The sequence below is a fragment of the Nocardioides sp. YIM B13467 genome, from assembly GCF_042788075.1.
Taxonomy (GTDB): Bacteria; Actinomycetota; Actinomycetes; order Propionibacteriales; family Nocardioidaceae; genus Nocardioides.
Genome location: NZ_JBHZPJ010000046.1, coordinates 1,654,323 through 1,669,883 on the forward strand (window position 1 = coordinate 1,654,323; position 15,561 = coordinate 1,669,883).

General features: G+C 68.2%; 12 protein-coding genes and 1 tRNA gene. 9 read left to right on the plus strand and 4 right to left on the minus strand.

The genetic code is table 11. The features are described from left to right. The first annotated feature begins 205 nt into the window (after positions 1 to 205). Positions 206 to 1,675 carry a pyruvate kinase gene (pyk, locus tag ACFX43_RS15075; protein WP_378826666.1) on the plus strand — a complete coding sequence of 490 codons (1,470 nt, stop codon included), beginning with the start codon at positions 206 to 208 and terminating at the stop codon, positions 1,673 to 1,675. On the opposite strand, the gene ACFX43_RS15080 is transcribed toward pyk, so the two are convergent. Further along, positions 1,672 to 2,253, minus strand: a complete 582-nt coding sequence (locus ACFX43_RS15080; protein WP_378826676.1) for a transcriptional regulator — start codon at positions 2,251 to 2,253, stop codon at positions 1,672 to 1,674. The genes pyk and ACFX43_RS15080 overlap by 4 nt on opposite strands. 215 nt (positions 2,254 to 2,468) lie before the next feature. Further along, positions 2,469 to 2,544: transfer RNA gene (locus ACFX43_RS15085), tRNA-Leu, on the minus strand. Positions 2,545 to 2,636: 92 nt separating this feature from the next. Between ACFX43_RS15085 and ACFX43_RS15090 the strand changes: the two genes are divergently transcribed. The 7 genes from ACFX43_RS15090 (at position 2,637) to ACFX43_RS15120 (ending at position 11,783) form a co-directional block, all read left to right on the plus strand. Beyond that, the gene (locus ACFX43_RS15090; protein ID WP_378826689.1) at positions 2,637 to 3,266 is read left to right on the plus strand and encodes an ANTAR domain-containing response regulator; all 630 of its coding nucleotides are present in this window, start codon (positions 2,637 to 2,639) and stop codon (positions 3,264 to 3,266) included. Positions 3,267 to 3,433: 167 nt separating this feature from the next. Beyond that, on the plus strand, positions 3,434 to 4,774 hold the full coding sequence (locus ACFX43_RS15095; RefSeq protein WP_378826695.1) for a hypothetical protein: 1,341 nt from the start codon (positions 3,434 to 3,436) through the stop codon (positions 4,772 to 4,774). Positions 4,775 to 4,782: 8 nt separating this feature from the next. Next, positions 4,783 to 5,775 (plus strand): branched-chain amino acid ABC transporter permease, encoded by a 993-nt coding sequence (locus ACFX43_RS15100; protein ID WP_160024276.1) that lies wholly within the window; start codon positions 4,783 to 4,785, stop codon positions 5,773 to 5,775. Between the two features lies 1 nt (position 5,776). Beyond that, complete coding sequence (locus ACFX43_RS15105; RefSeq protein WP_378826707.1) at positions 5,777 to 6,727, plus strand: ABC transporter ATP-binding protein; 951 nt, start codon at positions 5,777 to 5,779, stop codon at positions 6,725 to 6,727. Next, on the plus strand, positions 6,724 to 7,503 hold the full coding sequence (locus tag ACFX43_RS15110) for an ABC transporter ATP-binding protein (protein WP_160024274.1): 780 nt from the start codon (positions 6,724 to 6,726) through the stop codon (positions 7,501 to 7,503). Before ACFX43_RS15105 ends, ACFX43_RS15110 begins: the two co-directional genes overlap by 4 nt. 123 nt (positions 7,504 to 7,626) lie before the next feature. Further along, positions 7,627 to 8,526, plus strand: a complete 900-nt coding sequence (locus tag ACFX43_RS15115) for a RecB family exonuclease (RefSeq protein ID WP_378826724.1) — start codon at positions 7,627 to 7,629, stop codon at positions 8,524 to 8,526. Continuing rightward, on the plus strand, positions 8,523 to 11,783 hold the full coding sequence (locus tag ACFX43_RS15120) for a UvrD-helicase domain-containing protein (protein ID WP_378826733.1): 3,261 nt from the start codon (positions 8,523 to 8,525) through the stop codon (positions 11,781 to 11,783). The genes ACFX43_RS15115 and ACFX43_RS15120 overlap by 4 nt, the downstream gene beginning before the upstream one ends. Before the next feature lie 712 nt (positions 11,784 to 12,495). Here the strand turns inward: ACFX43_RS15120 and ACFX43_RS15125 are convergent. After that, positions 12,496 to 14,325 carry a hypothetical protein gene (locus ACFX43_RS15125; protein WP_378826746.1) on the minus strand — a complete coding sequence of 610 codons (1,830 nt, stop codon included), beginning with the start codon at positions 14,323 to 14,325 and terminating at the stop codon, positions 12,496 to 12,498. Between the two features lie 37 nt (positions 14,326 to 14,362). Here ACFX43_RS15125 and nudC point away from each other — a divergent pair, with 37 nt between their 5' ends. Beyond that, on the plus strand, positions 14,363 to 15,274 hold the full coding sequence (nudC, locus tag ACFX43_RS15130) for an NAD(+) diphosphatase (RefSeq protein ID WP_378826766.1): 912 nt from the start codon (positions 14,363 to 14,365) through the stop codon (positions 15,272 to 15,274). A 6-nt stretch (positions 15,275 to 15,280) separates the two neighbouring features. Here nudC and ACFX43_RS15135 read toward each other — a convergent pair whose 3' ends face one another. Continuing rightward, complete coding sequence (locus ACFX43_RS15135; protein WP_045551315.1) at positions 15,281 to 15,526, minus strand: mycoredoxin; 246 nt, start codon at positions 15,524 to 15,526, stop codon at positions 15,281 to 15,283. Between the last annotated feature and the right edge of the window lie 35 nt (positions 15,527 to 15,561).

Consider the following 15,561-nt stretch of genomic DNA (forward strand, 5'->3'; position numbering starts at 1 on the left):
TCGGCACTGCTCTTCGCGATCAGCTACCACCGGGCCGGCCCCGCTCCTACACACTTGTGGCGAGGAGTTTGTCGCACACGTGCATTGCCGGGGCCTGCGGCGACGGGCTAGCCGCCGGTAGCGGCGTAAACATTGAGCGAACGGCCTGATCAGGACGTGGTCCGAGTGCTGGTTTGAACGATCCAGAGGGGTAGTCTGGGCTCCCGTGAGAAGAGCGAAGATCGTCTGCACCCTGGGACCCGCCGTCGGGACGGAGCGTCGCATCCGCGAGCTCGTCTACGCAGGCATGGACGTCGCCCGGATGAACATGAGCCACGGGTCCCACGACGACCACTCCAGCAACTACGCGCTGGTGCGGGAGGCGGCCGCAGCGAGTGGGCACAGCGTCGGCATCTTCGCCGACCTGCAGGGGCCCAAGATCCGGCTGGAGCGGTTCAAGGAAGGCTCCGCGACGTTGCGCCGCGGCCAGGCCTGGACGATCACCACGCGCGACGTGCAGGGTGACGACGAGATCTGCGGGACGACGTACAAGGGCCTTCCCGGTGACGTGAAGGTCGGCGACCCGATCCTGATCGACGACGGCAAGCTGCGCCTGCGGGTCACCGCGGTCGACGACACCGAGGTCCACACCGAGGTGCTGGTCGGCGGGCCGGTCTCCAACAACAAGGGCATCAACCTGCCCGGCGTCGCCGTCTCCGTGCCGGCCCTGTCCGAGAAGGACGAGGAGGACCTCCGGTTCGCGCTCAAGCTCGGCGTCGACATGATCGCGCTCAGCTTCGTGCGCAACGCGAGGGACTACGAGGACGTCCGCAAGATCATGGACGAGGAGGGGCGCGTCGTCCCGGTCATCGCCAAGATCGAGAAGCCGCAGGCGATCGACAACCTCGACGAGGTCATCGCCGCGTTCGACATGTTCATGGTGGCCCGTGGCGACCTCGGCGTGGAGTGCCCGCTCGAGGAGGTCCCGTTCCTGCAGAAGCGGATCATCGAGCTGGCCCGCCTCAACGCCAAGCCGGTCATCGTCGCCACCCAGATGCTCGACTCGATGATCTCCAACCCGGCGCCCACCCGCGCCGAGGCCAACGACGTCGCCAACGCCGTCCTCGACGGTGCCGACGCGGTGATGCTCTCCGCCGAGACGAGCGTGGGGGACTATCCGATCCACACCGTCGAGACGATGGCCCGCATCATCGCCGCCACCGAGCGCCACGCCCTCTCCTCGGAAGGCAGCCGCGCCGCCGAGCTCAGCCCCATCGACTGGGACCCGCACACCCGCTCCGGCGTCATCGCCAAGGCTGCCGCCGAGGTCGCCGACCGGGTCGGCGCGAAATACCTGGTCGCCTTCACCACCTCCGGTGACTCCGCCCGCCGCCTCTCCCGGCTGCGCGGCGCGATCCCGTTGCTCGCCTTCACCCCCTCCGATGCCGTACGCAGCCAGCTCGCGCTCAGCTGGGGCACCGAGACCTTCCGCACCGACGAGGTCGAGCACACCGACGAGATGGTCCGCCAGGTCGACGAGAACCTGCTCAAGCTCGGCCGGGTCGAGGAGGGCGAGCTCGTAGTGATCATCGCCGGCTCGCCTCCCGGCATCCCCGGCTCCACCAACGCCCTGCGCATCCACCGCATCGGCGACGCGATCAACGAGGTCGCGCCGGCTTACGAGCGCAAGGGTTAGGTCTTCGGGCCGATCAACGCGTCGAGCGCCGCGACCGCCTCGCGGCGCGAGACGCTGATGGTCTTCCACGAGGACTGTCGCCACGGGATGTCGACCAGATCGAGGGTCGCGGTGCACAGGTTGCGGATGTCGTCGGAGTGGTTGGTGAACTGCCAGCGGCCGTACTCATAGCGCTTCTTCTCTCCCGCGACGACTCGGGTCGCCCAGTTGTTCACCCGGCATCCGTCTGAGTGGAACAGCCCGCGTAGGAACGGCCCGGGGTGAGCGGTCACGATCTCCTGCTGCCATGGCTCCAGCGCGATCTCGCGATCGTGCTTGCGGCCGGGGCCGTGCTGGGGGAAGAGGCAGGGCCAGTGCTGCCAGTTCAGCTGTACGTCCATGCAGCCGGACTTCTTGACCATGAAGACTCTGCCGCCTGGTCTGACGCGACCGAGCAGGTCGACCACGTCGTCGATGATCTGCGGATGGGCCACGTCGCAGGTGATACGCAGGAAGTAGTAACGGGCAGCCTTCGCGATGTGGCCGTCGCCGAGGTAGAAGCCGAGAAGGGCTGCGTACGCTTCCTGGTCGATCGGCAAATCGTCGCATCGGGGGCAGGCACCGGGCCTGTTGCGTGGCTCGTGGTCCCGCCACTCGCGAATGGTGGACCGCGCCACCCCAGTTGAGCGCGCGACTGTCGACAGCGAGGCGCCTTGCTGAAGGAGAGCGAGTGCCTCAGTGCGGACGCGGCCTGCGTACATGCCCGTAGTCTGCACTCGACCACCGACAACTTGGTGGAACGGAGGAACGAGTTTGGTGCCCCGAGTCGGATTCGAACCGACACTATACGGTGTTTGAGACCGCCCTCTCTGCCGTTGGAGTACCGGGGCTCCGGGGCCCGCGTACGGGCCTGGCATGGGGCAAACTTACCGGACCGAGTCTGAGATCACGTAGCCGGTGCGGGCGCGTGATGGCCTAGTCTGTGCTCGTGACGCAGAGCAACCCCAGCAGCACCCCGGAGAGCCAGGCGCGGCGTACGGTCGTCATCGCGGAGGACGAGGTCCTGATCAGGATGGACCTCAAGGAGATGCTCACCGAGGAGGGTTACGACGTCATCGGTGAGGCGGGCGACGGCAAGGCCGCGATCGAGCTCGCCACCGAGCACAGACCCGACCTGGTGATCCTCGACGTCAAGATGCCGGTGCTCGACGGGATCGCGGCGGCGGAGGCGATCGCGCGCGACCGGATCGCGCCGGTCGTCATGCTGACCGCGTTCTCCCAGCGTGACCTGGTCGAGCGGGCCCGCGACGCGGGTGCGATGGCCTACCTGGTCAAGCCGTTCAACATCACCGACCTGGTGCCCGCGATCGAGCTGGCGGTGAGCCGTTTCCAGGAGCTCGCCCAGCTCGAGCGGGAGGTCGCCGGTCTGACCGACCGGCTGGAGACTCGCAAGGCGGTCGACCGGGCCAAGGGCATCCTGCAGGAGGGCCTGACGCTGAGTGAGCCCGACGCGTTCCGGTGGATCCAGAAGACCGCGATGGACCTGCGGCTGTCGATGCGTCAGGTCGCCGAGGGCGTCATCGAGCACGGCGTGAGCGGACCACGTACCTGAATCCGTGTAAACGGCACGTCACAGATCGGTTGCGGTCTCAGATGAGGGTCAACCTGTGGCTTGTTCGTGGGTGATCTCGGCCTAGACTGCCCGCGCGGATCCGGCCGACCAGCGTATTCAGCTGGTGTCAGGGTCCGTCTTTAGGACACACAGGCAGGAGTACCCACGTGCGCAAGCGGCTCTACAGAGTCCTCGTCGCGCTCATCGGTGCGCTGATGGTGCTGTTGGTTGGGAGCCCGGGTGCCGCACAGGCAACCGAGACCCCACCGCCGGACGCCACCGCGATCCAGGTGACGCTTCAGGACGAGGCCAACAAGGATGCCCAAGGCAATCCGAAACCGATCCCGGGAGTGACCCTCGAGGTCAGCAAGGACGGCGAGAAGGCCGGCGAGGGCGTCACCGACGACAAGGGTGTGGCGATCATCGTCGTCGAGGAGCTCGGGAAGTACACCGTGACCCTCGACGAGAAGACGCTCCCGGAAGGCACGGTCCTCGACGAGAACACCAAGGGCGAGGCCACCGTCCAGGTACGTTTCCAGGGGCCCAACAACCGGGCGATCTTCCCGATCGGGGTCACCGCCGGTGAGGAGTCGAACTTCGGCAAGGACCTCGCCCAGAACCTGCGCGCGGGCATCGTGTTCGCCCTGGTCCTGTGCCTGGCCGCCCTCGGGTTCTCGCTGATCTTCGGCACGACCGGCCTGTCCAACTTCGCCCACGGTGAGATGCTCACCTTCGGTGCGCTGATGGCCTGGACCTTCGACCAGGTCTTCAAGACCGGCGCTCTGGCCTCGGTCTCGGTGCTCATCGGCGGCATCATCGCGGTCCTCCTCGGTGGCCTGGGTGGCTTCGCGCAGGAGAAGATCCTGTGGGGCCCGCTGCGCCGGCGCGGCACCGGCCTGATCGCGATGATGATCGTCTCGATCGGTCTGGCGATCTTCCTGCGCTACCTGTTCCAGTACTTCTACGGCTCCTCGACCCGGTCGCTGTCGCAGTACAACGGCCAGCAGCGCGAGCAGCACTGGTACTACCTCGGCCTCTCGCTCGCCGACCGCGAGGTGGTCATCGTGCTCGTCGCGATCATCACGATCACCGCGGTCTGCCTGTGGCTGGCCAAGAGCCGGATGGGCAAGGCGATGCGCGCGGTCTCGGACAACCCGGCACTGGCCGCGTCCTCCGGCCTGCGGGTCGACGGCGTCATCACCAACGCGTGGGTGATCGGTGGAGCGCTGACCGCGCTGTCCGGTGTGCTCTACGCGATGCAGCTGCAGGTGAACAGCTTCATGGGCATGCGGATCCTGCTGGTCATCCTCGCCGCGGTCACCCTCGGTGGTCTCGGCACGATCTGGGGCGCTCTCGTCGGCTCGCTGGTGATCGGGCTCGTCTACGAGCTCGGGCCGCTGTTCGGCGTACCCGCCTCGATCAAGGAGATCGGCCCGCTGCTGATCATGATCGTGATCCTGCTGGTGCGGCCCCAGGGCATCCTGGGTCGTAAAGAGCGGCTCGGGTAGGAGAGACAATGGATATTCTCGACATTCTCCGGGCAGCGTTGCAGCAGGCACTCGGCCCGCAGGCAATCGTCTTCGCCCTGGCCGCCATCGGCCTCAACATCCACTTCGGCTACACCGGGCTGCTCAACTTCGGCCAGGCCGGGTTCGTCGCGGTGGGCGCCTATGGTCTGGCCGTCTCCGTGGTCACCTACGGGGCGCCGTTCTGGCTCGGTATCGTCATGGCGATCGTGGCCCCGCTGCTGCTCGCCGTGGTCCTGGGTGTGCCGACGCTGCGTCTGCGCGCCGACTATCTGGCGATCGTCACCATCGCCGCGGCCGAGGTGCTGCGGTTCGTCTTCGGCTCGGTGGAGATGAAGGACACCTTCGGTGGCTCGAACGGGCTCAACGGCTACGCCAGGCCGTTCCAGGAGGCCAACCCCTACAGCAGCGGCCTCGACCTGGGGTTCATCTCCTTCGGGCGCAACGACCTGTGGTCGCTGACCGTCGGCTGGATCCTGGTCGCGCTGTGCTGCCTGCTGGTGTGGGCGCTGATGCGCAGCCCGTGGGGCCGTGTGCTCCGCTCGATCCGAGAGGACGAGGACGCGGTCCGCTCGCTGGGCAAGAACGTGTTCGCGTACAAGATGCAGGCCCTCGCCCTCGGTGGTGTCATCGGTGGTCTGGGCGGCATGTTCCTGGCGCTAAAGCAGGCCTCGGTCGTGCCGAGCGACTACTCCACGCTGCTGACCTTCTACGCCTTCGCCGCGCTGCTCCTCGGCGGAGCGGGCCGAGTGATGGGCCCGGTCATCGGCTCCGTCCTGTTCTGGTTCCTGATCGCGGGGCTAGGCTCGTTCTTCAGCCAGTCGGCAGGTAAGGGCGGATGGATCCCGACGGTGATCATGACCGACACCCAGGCCAGTGTGATCCGCTACATCATGCTGGGGCTGGCCATCATGCTGCTGATGATCTTCCGTCCCCAGGGGATCATTGGCGACCGTAGGGAGATCGCGATCGATGGACGCTGACATGACTGACCAGACGAGCACCGAGACGAACGACGTGGCGAGCAAGACCGGGCCCGCGGGCCTGGTCGGGGCGAGCACGGAGCCGGGCAGCAAGAAGTCCGACCCGATCATCGTCGCCGACAACATCACGCGTACGTTCGGAGGACTCACCGCCGTCGACGTCGACCACGTCGAGATCCAGCGTGGTGCGATCACCGCGCTGATCGGCCCCAATGGAGCCGGGAAGACGACGTTCTTCAACCTGCTGACCGGCTTCGACCAGCCCAACACCGGCTCATGGAGCCTGGAGGGGAAGTCGCTCAAGGGCGTCGCCCCCTACAAGGTCGCCCGCCTCGGGATGGTGCGCACCTTCCAGCTCACCAAGGTGCTGGCCAAGCTCACCGTGATCGAGAACATGCGCCTGGGCGCCACCGGACAGAAGGGTGAGCGGTTCTGGGCCGCGCCGTTCAAGTTCCTGTGGGGCAAGCAGGAGGACGAGGTCACCGCGAAGGCAGACGACCTGCTGGCCCGGTTCCTGCTGGACAAGAAGCGCGAGGACTTCGCCGGGTCGCTCTCCGGCGGTCAGCGCAAGCTGCTCGAGATGGCCCGCGCGCTCATGGTCGACCCAGAGGTCGTCATGCTCGACGAGCCGATGGCGGGCGTGAACCCGGCCCTGAAGCAGTCGCTGCTCGGCCACGTGAAGTCGCTGCGCGACGAGGGCCGCACGGTCCTCTTCGTGGAGCACGACATGGACATGGTTCGCGACATCTCCGACTGGGTCATCGTGATGGCCCAGGGCAAGATCGTCGCTGAGGGCACTCCTGAGTCGGTCATGGCCGACCAGCGTGTCATCGACGCCTATCTCGGGGCCCACCACGACACCGACCTGAGCGAGCTCGACGAAGAGGTCCTCGAGGCCGAGGTCGAGGCAGAGCTCGAGGGCGACATCGCCCAAGAGGAGGACTCGAAGTGACTTCCACCGAAGCGGAGGAGTTCCGCGAGAAGCATCTGAGCGAGGCCGAGGGTGCGGTGCTCCGCGCCGACGGGCTCATCGCCGGCTACCTTCCCGGGGTCAACATCCTCAACGACACCGACCTCTACTGCCAGCCCGGCGAGCTGGTCGGCATCATCGGCCCCAACGGCGCCGGCAAGTCGACCCTGCTCAAGGCGCTGTTCGGCCTGGTGAAGATCCACGAGGGCACGGTCAAGCTGAACGGCGAGGACATCACCGGCAAGCGTGCTGACGAGCTGGTCTCGCGGGGTATCGGGTTCGTCCCGCAGAACAACAACGTCTTCCCGAGCCTGACCATCGAGGAGAACCTCGAGATGGGCTGCTACCAGGCCCCGAAGAAGTTCGCGGAGCGGTTCGAGTTCGTCACCGGGATCTTCCCTGCCCTCGGTGAGCGCCGCAAGCAGCGCGCCGGTGGCCTCTCCGGCGGTGAGCGTCAGATGGTCGCGATGGGCCGGGCGCTGATGATGGAGCCGTCGGTCCTGCTGCTCGACGAGCCCTCCGCGGGGCTCTCGCCGGTCATGCAGGACGAGGTCTTCGTGCAGACCCGCAAGATCAACCAGGCGGGCGTCTCGGTCGTGATGGTCGAGCAGAACGCCCGTCGCTGCCTGCAGATCTGCGACCGCGGCTACGTGCTCGACCAGGGCCGCAACGCCTACACGGGCGCTGGGCGCGAGCTCGCCGACGACCCCAAGGTGATCGAGCTCTACCTCGGCACCCTGGGTGCCAAGGAGGACTGACGAGCGTACGTCCTGAAACGGCCGGGCCCCGGAGCAGCATGCTGCTCCGGGGCCCGGCCGTTTNCCGCCGCCGATCCGGCTCAGCCCGACGCGCTGCGCGAGGCGGCGGCGAGAAGGCTTGCGATGCTGGCCGCGACCGAGGTGCGCGGCAAGCGGATCGCGCTCGCGGCCGACCCGTCGACCTGGTGGGGGCTGCGGGCCCCGACGTACGCCTCGGCCGCGGTGCGTCCCGAGGACCGTCCGATCACACTGAGCGCGTCGGCGCTGGAGGCGATCCTGACCTGCCCCGCGCAGTGGTTCCTGGCCCGCGAAGCGGGCGGTGCCGTCACCGACTCCTCGAGCCAAGGGTTCGGCAAGGTTGTGCACGCGATCGCCGAGCAGCTCGCCCGCGGCGACCTCGACGCCGCCACCGTCGAAGACCTGATGCCCTTCGTGGACGAGGTCTGGGGCCGCCTCGAGTTCCGTACGCCTTGGTCGGCTGCCCGCGAGCGCGAAGCGGTCCAGGACGTGCTGGCCCGGTTCCTGACCTGGCACCGGCGCCCCGGCGCGCGGACCGTGATCGGCTTCGAGGAGCAGCTGACCGCGAAGGTCTCGCTGCCCAGCGGGGAGACGGTGCGCCTGAACGGGTATGCCGACCGCCTGGAGCTCGACGAGAGCGGCCGGATCGTCGTCGTCGACCTGAAGACCGGGAAGTATCCGCCCACCGCGCAAGAGGTCAAGGAGCACGGCCAGCTCGGCCTCTACCAGCTGGCCGTCGAGCACGGTGCCGCGTCCGAGCTCGCGCCTGGGGCGACCTCCGGGGGAGCGGAGCTGATCCAGCTGCGCCATCCCGCGGGTTCGGGGAGCGAGCTGCCGAAGGTGCAGGTGCAGGCACCCGAGCCGCCAGAGATCATCACCCAGCTGGAGAAGGCGGTGGCGACGGTTCGGGCTGAAGAGTTCGTGGCCAGGCCCGGCAAGCAGTGCGACCGGTGCCAGTTCGTCGCGCTCTGCCCGGCGCAGACCTCGGGATCGGTGCTGTCATGAACGCAGAGACGAGCACGGCGATGAAGGTCGAGACTCCCGAAGAGCTCGCCAAGCTGATGGGCCACGACTGGCTCTACAGCGAGGAGCAGTTCCGCGCGATCACGGCTCCGCTGGAGCCGGCCGTGGTGATCGCCGGAGCCGGATCCGGCAAGACCGCGGTGATGGCCGCTCGAGTCGTCTGGCTGGTCGCCACCGGCCGTGTACTCCCCGGCGAGGTGCTCGGTCTGACCTTCACCACGAAGGCGACCGCCGAGCTGGCTACCAGGATCCGGGAGTCGCTGCAGAAGGCGGGGCTGTGGCCCGAGCGGCGCGAGGGAGTAACCGCCCGAAGGGCGGAGGGTCCGCCGCGGCCCGGCGAGGAGGATGACGAGCCCACCGAGCCGACGGTTGCGACCTACCACTCCTACGCTTCCGGCCTGCTCTCCGAGCACGGGCTGCGGATCGGCCACGAGCCCGACACTCGGCTGATCGCCGACGCGACCCGCTACCAGCTCGCGGCTCGAGCCGTGGCCCGGCACACCCACCCGGTGGAGAAGCTCACCGACTACCCGAAGCTGGCCGTCCAGCAGCTGCTCGCGCTCGACTCCGAGCTCTCCGAGCACCTCGTCGACCCCGCCACGCTGCGGGCCTACGACCGCAACGAGCGGTCGCTGTTCGCGCTGGAGGTGGCCGATCTCAACGCCCAGCTGGCCGACGGGAAACGGGTCAAGACCAAGCTGACCAAGGTCGAGAAGGCGATCGACGCGATCGACAAGCGCTACGAGCTGCTCGACCTGGTCGACGGCTACCGGCGGCTCAAGGACAGGCTCGGGCTGATGGACTTCTCCGACCAGATCGCGCTGGCCGCCCGGCTGGCCGTGGAGACGCCTGAGGTCGGTGAGATCGAGCGCGGGAAGTTCAAGGTCGTGCTGCTCGACGAATACCAGGACACCTCGGTCGCCCAGGCCCAGATGCTCGCCCGCCTCTTCGGGGACGGACATCCCGTCACCGCGGTCGGTGACCCCAACCAGGCGATCTACGGCTGGCGCGGCGCCTCGGTGAGCAACATCCTCGAGTTCGGCCGCGACTTCCCGACGAAGGACGGACGCCGCCCCGCCTACTCCCTGACCGTCAACCGCCGCTCCGACGCGCGCATCCTCGACACCGCCAACCATCTGGCCGCCCAGCTCTACGAGGGCCGCGAGAAGGAGCGCCTCGTCGCCGCCGAGGGCGCGCGCGACGGTGAGGTGCAGGTGCATGTCCACGAGACGTACGACGATGAGCTGCTCTGGCTCGCCGACAAGGTGATCGAGGCCCATGAGGCGGTCGGTGAGTGGAAGGAGATCGGCGTCCTGACCAGGGACAACTCGCAGGCGGCCGCGGTCTTCGACGCGCTTACCGCTCGCGAGATCCCGGTCGAGATCGTCGGCCTGAAGGGGCTGCTCCGGCTGCCCGAGGTGGCCGAGGTCGTGGCCACCATGGAGCTGCTCCACGACGTCACCGCCAACGCCGCGCTGCTCACCCTGCTCGCCGGTCCGCGGTGGGCCATCGGGCCGCGCGACCTGGCCATCCTGGGTCGGCGCTCCCGCGACCTGGCCGGCGTCATCGGCGGCGCGGAGGAGTTCGCCGACATCGAGCGGCAGCTGGAGGCGGCGGTCGAAGGCACGGACCCCACCGAGATCCCCTCGCTCAACGACGCCCTGGAGGATCCCGGCGACCCCTCCGACTACGACTACTCGCCGCAGGCCAGGGAGCGGTTCAAGCTCCTCGCCGAGGAGCTCCGCGGGCTGCGCCGGGCGGTCAACGAGCCACTCCTCGACCTGGTCCGGCGGATCATCGACGTCACCGGCATCGACGTCGAGCTGGCCGCCTCCGTGTCACCGGCAGCCTCGGCCAGGCGAGACAACCTCGACCTCTTCGTCCAGGCGGTCGCCGATTTCGAGGGTCTCGACGGCCAGGTCACCCTCGCGGCGTTGCTGGCCTACCTGGAGGCGGAGGACGAATACGGCCAGGGTCTCGACGTCGCCACGCCCTCGGAGGCCGACTCGGTCAAGCTGCTCACCGTCCACCGAGCCAAGGGGCTGGAGTGGGACGTCGTCTTCCTGGTCGGGGTCACCCACAAGAAGTTCCCCACCGGCCAGACGCGCTCGTCGTGGCTGACCGTCCCCTCGGTCATGCCCGCCGCGCTCCGCGGCGACCGCGACGACCTGCCACAGCTCCACGGCCACGACGCCGACTCGATCGACGAGCTCCTCGCCGAGCGCAAGGAGCACGAGCGCGTCGAGGAGCTCCGGCTGGCGTACGTCGCGTGGACCCGCGCCCGCCACATCCAGTTCGTCTCGTGCTGGCGCTGGTCACCCTCGCTGAAGGAGGGGCGCGGGCCGTCGGTCTACGTGGAGAAGACCCGCGAGGCGCTGCTCCAGTGGGGAGCCAAGCCCGACCGGTGGGCGGACGTCGTCGTGAAGGGCGAGGAGGAGAGTCCCTACGCCGCGCAGGAGGTCGACCTGCCCTGGCCGATCAACCACCACACCCCCGAGGTGGAGCGCCGGCTGGAGGCGGCGAGGCTGGTCCGGGAGGTCGGCCCGGGGCCCGACGATCTCGATGACCTCACCCTGCTCGAGACGGTGAACCAGTGGGACGAGGAGATCGAGCGGCTGCTCACCGAGGCGGAGCGCGAGCGCGCTCCAGAGGTGGTCGTGCCGCTGCCCTCGTCGCTGTCGGCCACCGCCATGTCGAAGCTGCGCGACGACCCGCTCGGCTTCGCCGCGGACCTGGTTCGCCCGATGCCCCGCAAGCCGTCCTCCCAGGCCCGCTTCGGCACCCGGTTCCACGCCTGGGTCGAAGCCCGCTTCGGCCAGCAGGACCTCTTCGACCCCGACGACCTGCCCGGTCGCGCCGACCATGGCATCGAGGACGAATCCGGTCTCGAGGAGGTCATCGCCGCCTTCGAACAGGGCCCGTTCGCCGACCGCCCGCCGTACCGGGTCGAGGCAGCCTTTGCGATCGTCCTGGCAGGTCAGGTGGTGCGTGGCCGGATCGACGCGGTCTACCAGGAGCGCGACGGGAGCTTCCTGATCGTGGACTGGAAGACCAACCAGGCCCAGAACGCCGACCCGCTCCAGCTGGCTCTCTATCGGCTTGGTTGGGCTGAGCTGATGGGGGTGCCGTTGTCGCGGGTTCGGGCTGCGTTCTACTACGTACGGTCTGGCCGGCTTGTCGAGCCTTCTGCTCTTCCTGGGCGGGAGGAGTTGGAGCAGATTGTGGGCGGGCATCGGTAGCGCCTTTTTCGGCGCGCGTTGGGTGCCGTTATTTGTGGCTGGGGTTTGCCGCCGACCCTTTCGGGGAGGGTGTTCTCGCCGTCGTCCGGAGTAAAGGACGGCCTTCGGCCGCCGGCTTCGCCGGTCGCCTGCGGCGATCCTTGACACCGGCCGTCGCCGAGAATTTTGGCTGGCTATCGGGTCGGCGGCAGGGGTTTGGCGCGGAGGTTTGGGTTGGGCGCGGGCTTGGGGATTCTGGTTGGTGTTTCGTCCCGGTCAGTTGGGCTGGGCGGGGGGCGAACGAATTTTCGTTCGTCCGGGATCCGTCCCGGGACTCGCGCGGTGAGGGGCCTTACGGCGAGGCGAACGAAAATTCGTTCGTCTCAAGATGCCGCCTCGGCCGGGGTGGGGTTGGTGGGGGAAGGAAACTTTTCTTTCACCCGGAGACCCCATGTTTGGCGTAGGCGTGGAGCGGTCACCTTCCCTGGGGCAGTGTGCCGTGGCCACACTCGGGCCGCCGCCCCGATAGCCAGCAGATCTTTTCTCGACATGGTCCGGTGTCAAGGACCGCGAAGCGGCCGGCGTAGCCGGCGGCCGCAGGCCGTCCTTGACTCCGGGGCAGGTCGAGAAGACCCTCGAAGAACGGGTCGGCGGCCCAAGACCAGCCATAGAAATCGGTCCTATCCAAGCGCCAGACCGAGAACCAAACCTGAACCGACGCGGCGAGCCGAAGCTACTTCACCGTCCGCGCAACCTCCGGCAACTCACCCGACTCCCGCAACGAGTCGAGCAGATCGCCAGGAAGGATCCAGACGGTGGCATACGGGAACGGCCGCTCGCGCAGCATCACAGCTCCGGTGACGTACGCCGGCTCGCCGTCCGGGCAGGAGAAGACGATGTCGTCGCCCCACTCCCACTCGCGCTCGACGATGGTGGGCAGCATCCACCACATCAGCCAGTTGCGCTCGGAGTTCATGGCCGAGGGGCGGCGGGGGCAGTTGTCGTCGTAGGCGACGACCGCGTCGGGGTGCTCGGCGAGGATCGAGCGCAGGTCGTCGACGACCGGGGTGGCGTGGTCGAAGCGGTCGTGGAACTCGTCGGAGGCCACGTCGGCAATGGCTGATCCGGCGGTGCCCACGACCAGGACGAGCGCGGTGACGACGACCGAGCGGACTCGGTCGGCCCTCTGTGAGCTCAGCCGAGGGCTGAGCCGGGAGAGGGTGGCGAGGAGCGTCCAGATCGCCAGCGGCACCAGGGCGCACAGGGTCGCGATCAGCCAGAAGCGGTTGTCGTTGGTGAACGACGGGATCGGCCCCGGCTGTGGGAACTCTCCGTCCGGAAGCGCCCACCACCACGGGATCGCGCCGGGGATGTGCGCCGGGGTGGTGTAGGCCCAGGTGGGGGCGTCGGGGGCGACGACGAGGATGGTCACCAGCGAGATCCCCGCGACGATCACCCAGGTCCAGACGAGGACTGCGCGGGAGCGTACGGCCTGGATCGCGGCGCACACCCCGGCCAGCACGAGGACCGCGAAGACCGGGTCGATGTAGCGGCCGTAGATCCAGTAGTCGAAGCGCCGCCACTCCATGGTGAACAGCGAGTACTCATTGCCCCAGTTCAAGCAGCTGAGGACGTACATCGACCCGGCCGCGATCAGCACGAACCCGGCCGGCCCCACCTGGCGCGAGCGGAGCTCCTTCCAGAACAGGGCGGTCACCACGACGAGGCCGACGACCACGAGGCCGAAGCTGCCGATCATCTGCGTCCAGGCCTCGCCGGCGAAGGTGTCGACCCAGTACCGCGGGTTGGCCTGGGTGACCTTCTCGAAGAAGCCCTGCGCCTGGATGAACTTCCACGGCACCAGCTGCGCGTGGAACCAGAGCGCGGCCTTGTTGGCGATCACGGCGAGCACGCCGGTGGCGACCAGTCCGACGAGGGCGATACGGGCGACCTGCCACCTGCGCACCAGAAAACTGTGCACGATGAAGCAGACCAACCACAGCGCGACCGCCGCGACGAAGACCTGCATCCGGGCATGGGAGAAGAGCGCGAGCCCGGTGAGCAGGCTGAGCAGGAGTACGCCGCGGTAGGTCGGTTTCTCCCAGAGTTGGAACGCGACCAGGGTCGCCAGGACGACGAGCAGCGTGACCAGCCGCTCGGAGAGGATGTAGTCGGCTTGGATCGCGCGCGGCGGCAGGGCCATCACGATGGCGCCGGCGACCACACCCTGCGCCGGTGTGACCCCGCTGAGCCGCACCGCGACCCGAGCCAGCGGCCAGATCGTGAGCATGCTGATCACCAGACCGACGACGATCGCCAGCTGGTAGAACGTGAAGACGTTGGAGGTGACCAGCCACAACGGCGCCAGCAGCACGCCCCACCCGGGGTAGTAGCCGGGGGTGTTCAGCTGCGGCGAGTCGAGCCCGAGGACGGTCCGTCCATGGATGACGGTGCCGATCTCGTCGTACATGAACGAGAGGTTGGAACCCCAGGCGATGTAGACATTGATCGCCAGTGCGACCACGACGGAGACGACAGCGGCGATACGCCAGAACCGATCCACGCCGCGGAACTTATACCCACCTCATAGGCTCTGACGGGTGGACTCCCCGAAGCTGCCCATCCATCTGCGAATCATTCAGGATCCCCACGACCGCTCCGGCCACCTGCGCGCCGACGACGGCTGGGTCGACAAGGCCTGGTCTGACGAGACCACGAGGGTCCTCGTGGTCGCAGGCAACAGGGTCGAGCCGTCAGGCAGGACCGGGGCGAGGTGGCGTACGCCAGCGGAATCGCCGGAGGGGATCCGGCTGCTCCTCGGCGACACCGCCGAAGGTGCCCGGTTCGCGGTGCTCACCGGTCGCGAGGAGGCCGGCGAGACGTGGCGTGACCTGCGCGGGCTCTTCCCCGCCCTGCTCGCCGACACGACCGAGGCGAGCTTCCTGATGCACGCGATCGGACTGGCCGAGTGGCACCGGGCGACCCGGTTCTGCTCCCGGTGCGGCCGCGCCCTCGAACCGCGCGCGGCCGGTCATGAGCTGGCCTGCGCGGAGGGACACGTGACCTTCCCGCGTACCGACCCGGCGGTGATCATGCTGGTGACCTCGGGGGAGCCCGGGAGCGACGAGGAGCGTTGCCTGCTCGGCAACCACACCCGCTGGCCGGCGCCCAACTTCTCCACCCTCGCCGGCTTCGTCGAACCGGGGGAGTCGCTCGAGGACGCGGTCCGTCGCGAGGTCGCCGAGGAGGTCGGCGTACGTGTCGGGCAGGTCGACTACTTCGGCAACCAGCCCTGGCCGCTGCCGGCCAGCCTGATGCTCGGCTTCTTCGCGCGTGCGGTATCGACCGAGATCACGGTCGACGAGGACGAGATCCGCAAGGCGCGCTGGTTCACCCGCGCGGAGCTCGCGGCGGTCGCGGAGAGCGGTGAGATCAAGCTGCCCAGCGGCATCTCGATCAGTCGCTCGCTGGTCGAGGAGTGGTACGGCGGGGAGCTGCCCGGCTCGTGGTGACCGGCGTCAGACCAGCTCGGCGAGCTTGGCCTTGACCTGAGCGATCGACGGGTTGGTCATCGCGGTGCCGTCGGAGTAGACGAGGGTCGGGACGGTCTGGTTGCCGCCGTTGACCTGCTCGACGATCTGCGCGGCCTCGGGGACCTGCTCGATGTCGACCTCGTCGAAGGTGATGTCTTCACGGCCGAGCTGCCCCTTGAGTCGCTGGCAGTATCCACACCAGGGTGTGGTGTACATCGTGAAGCTGCTCATCGGGGGCTCTCCTCATCAGAACTGTCGGTGCGAGC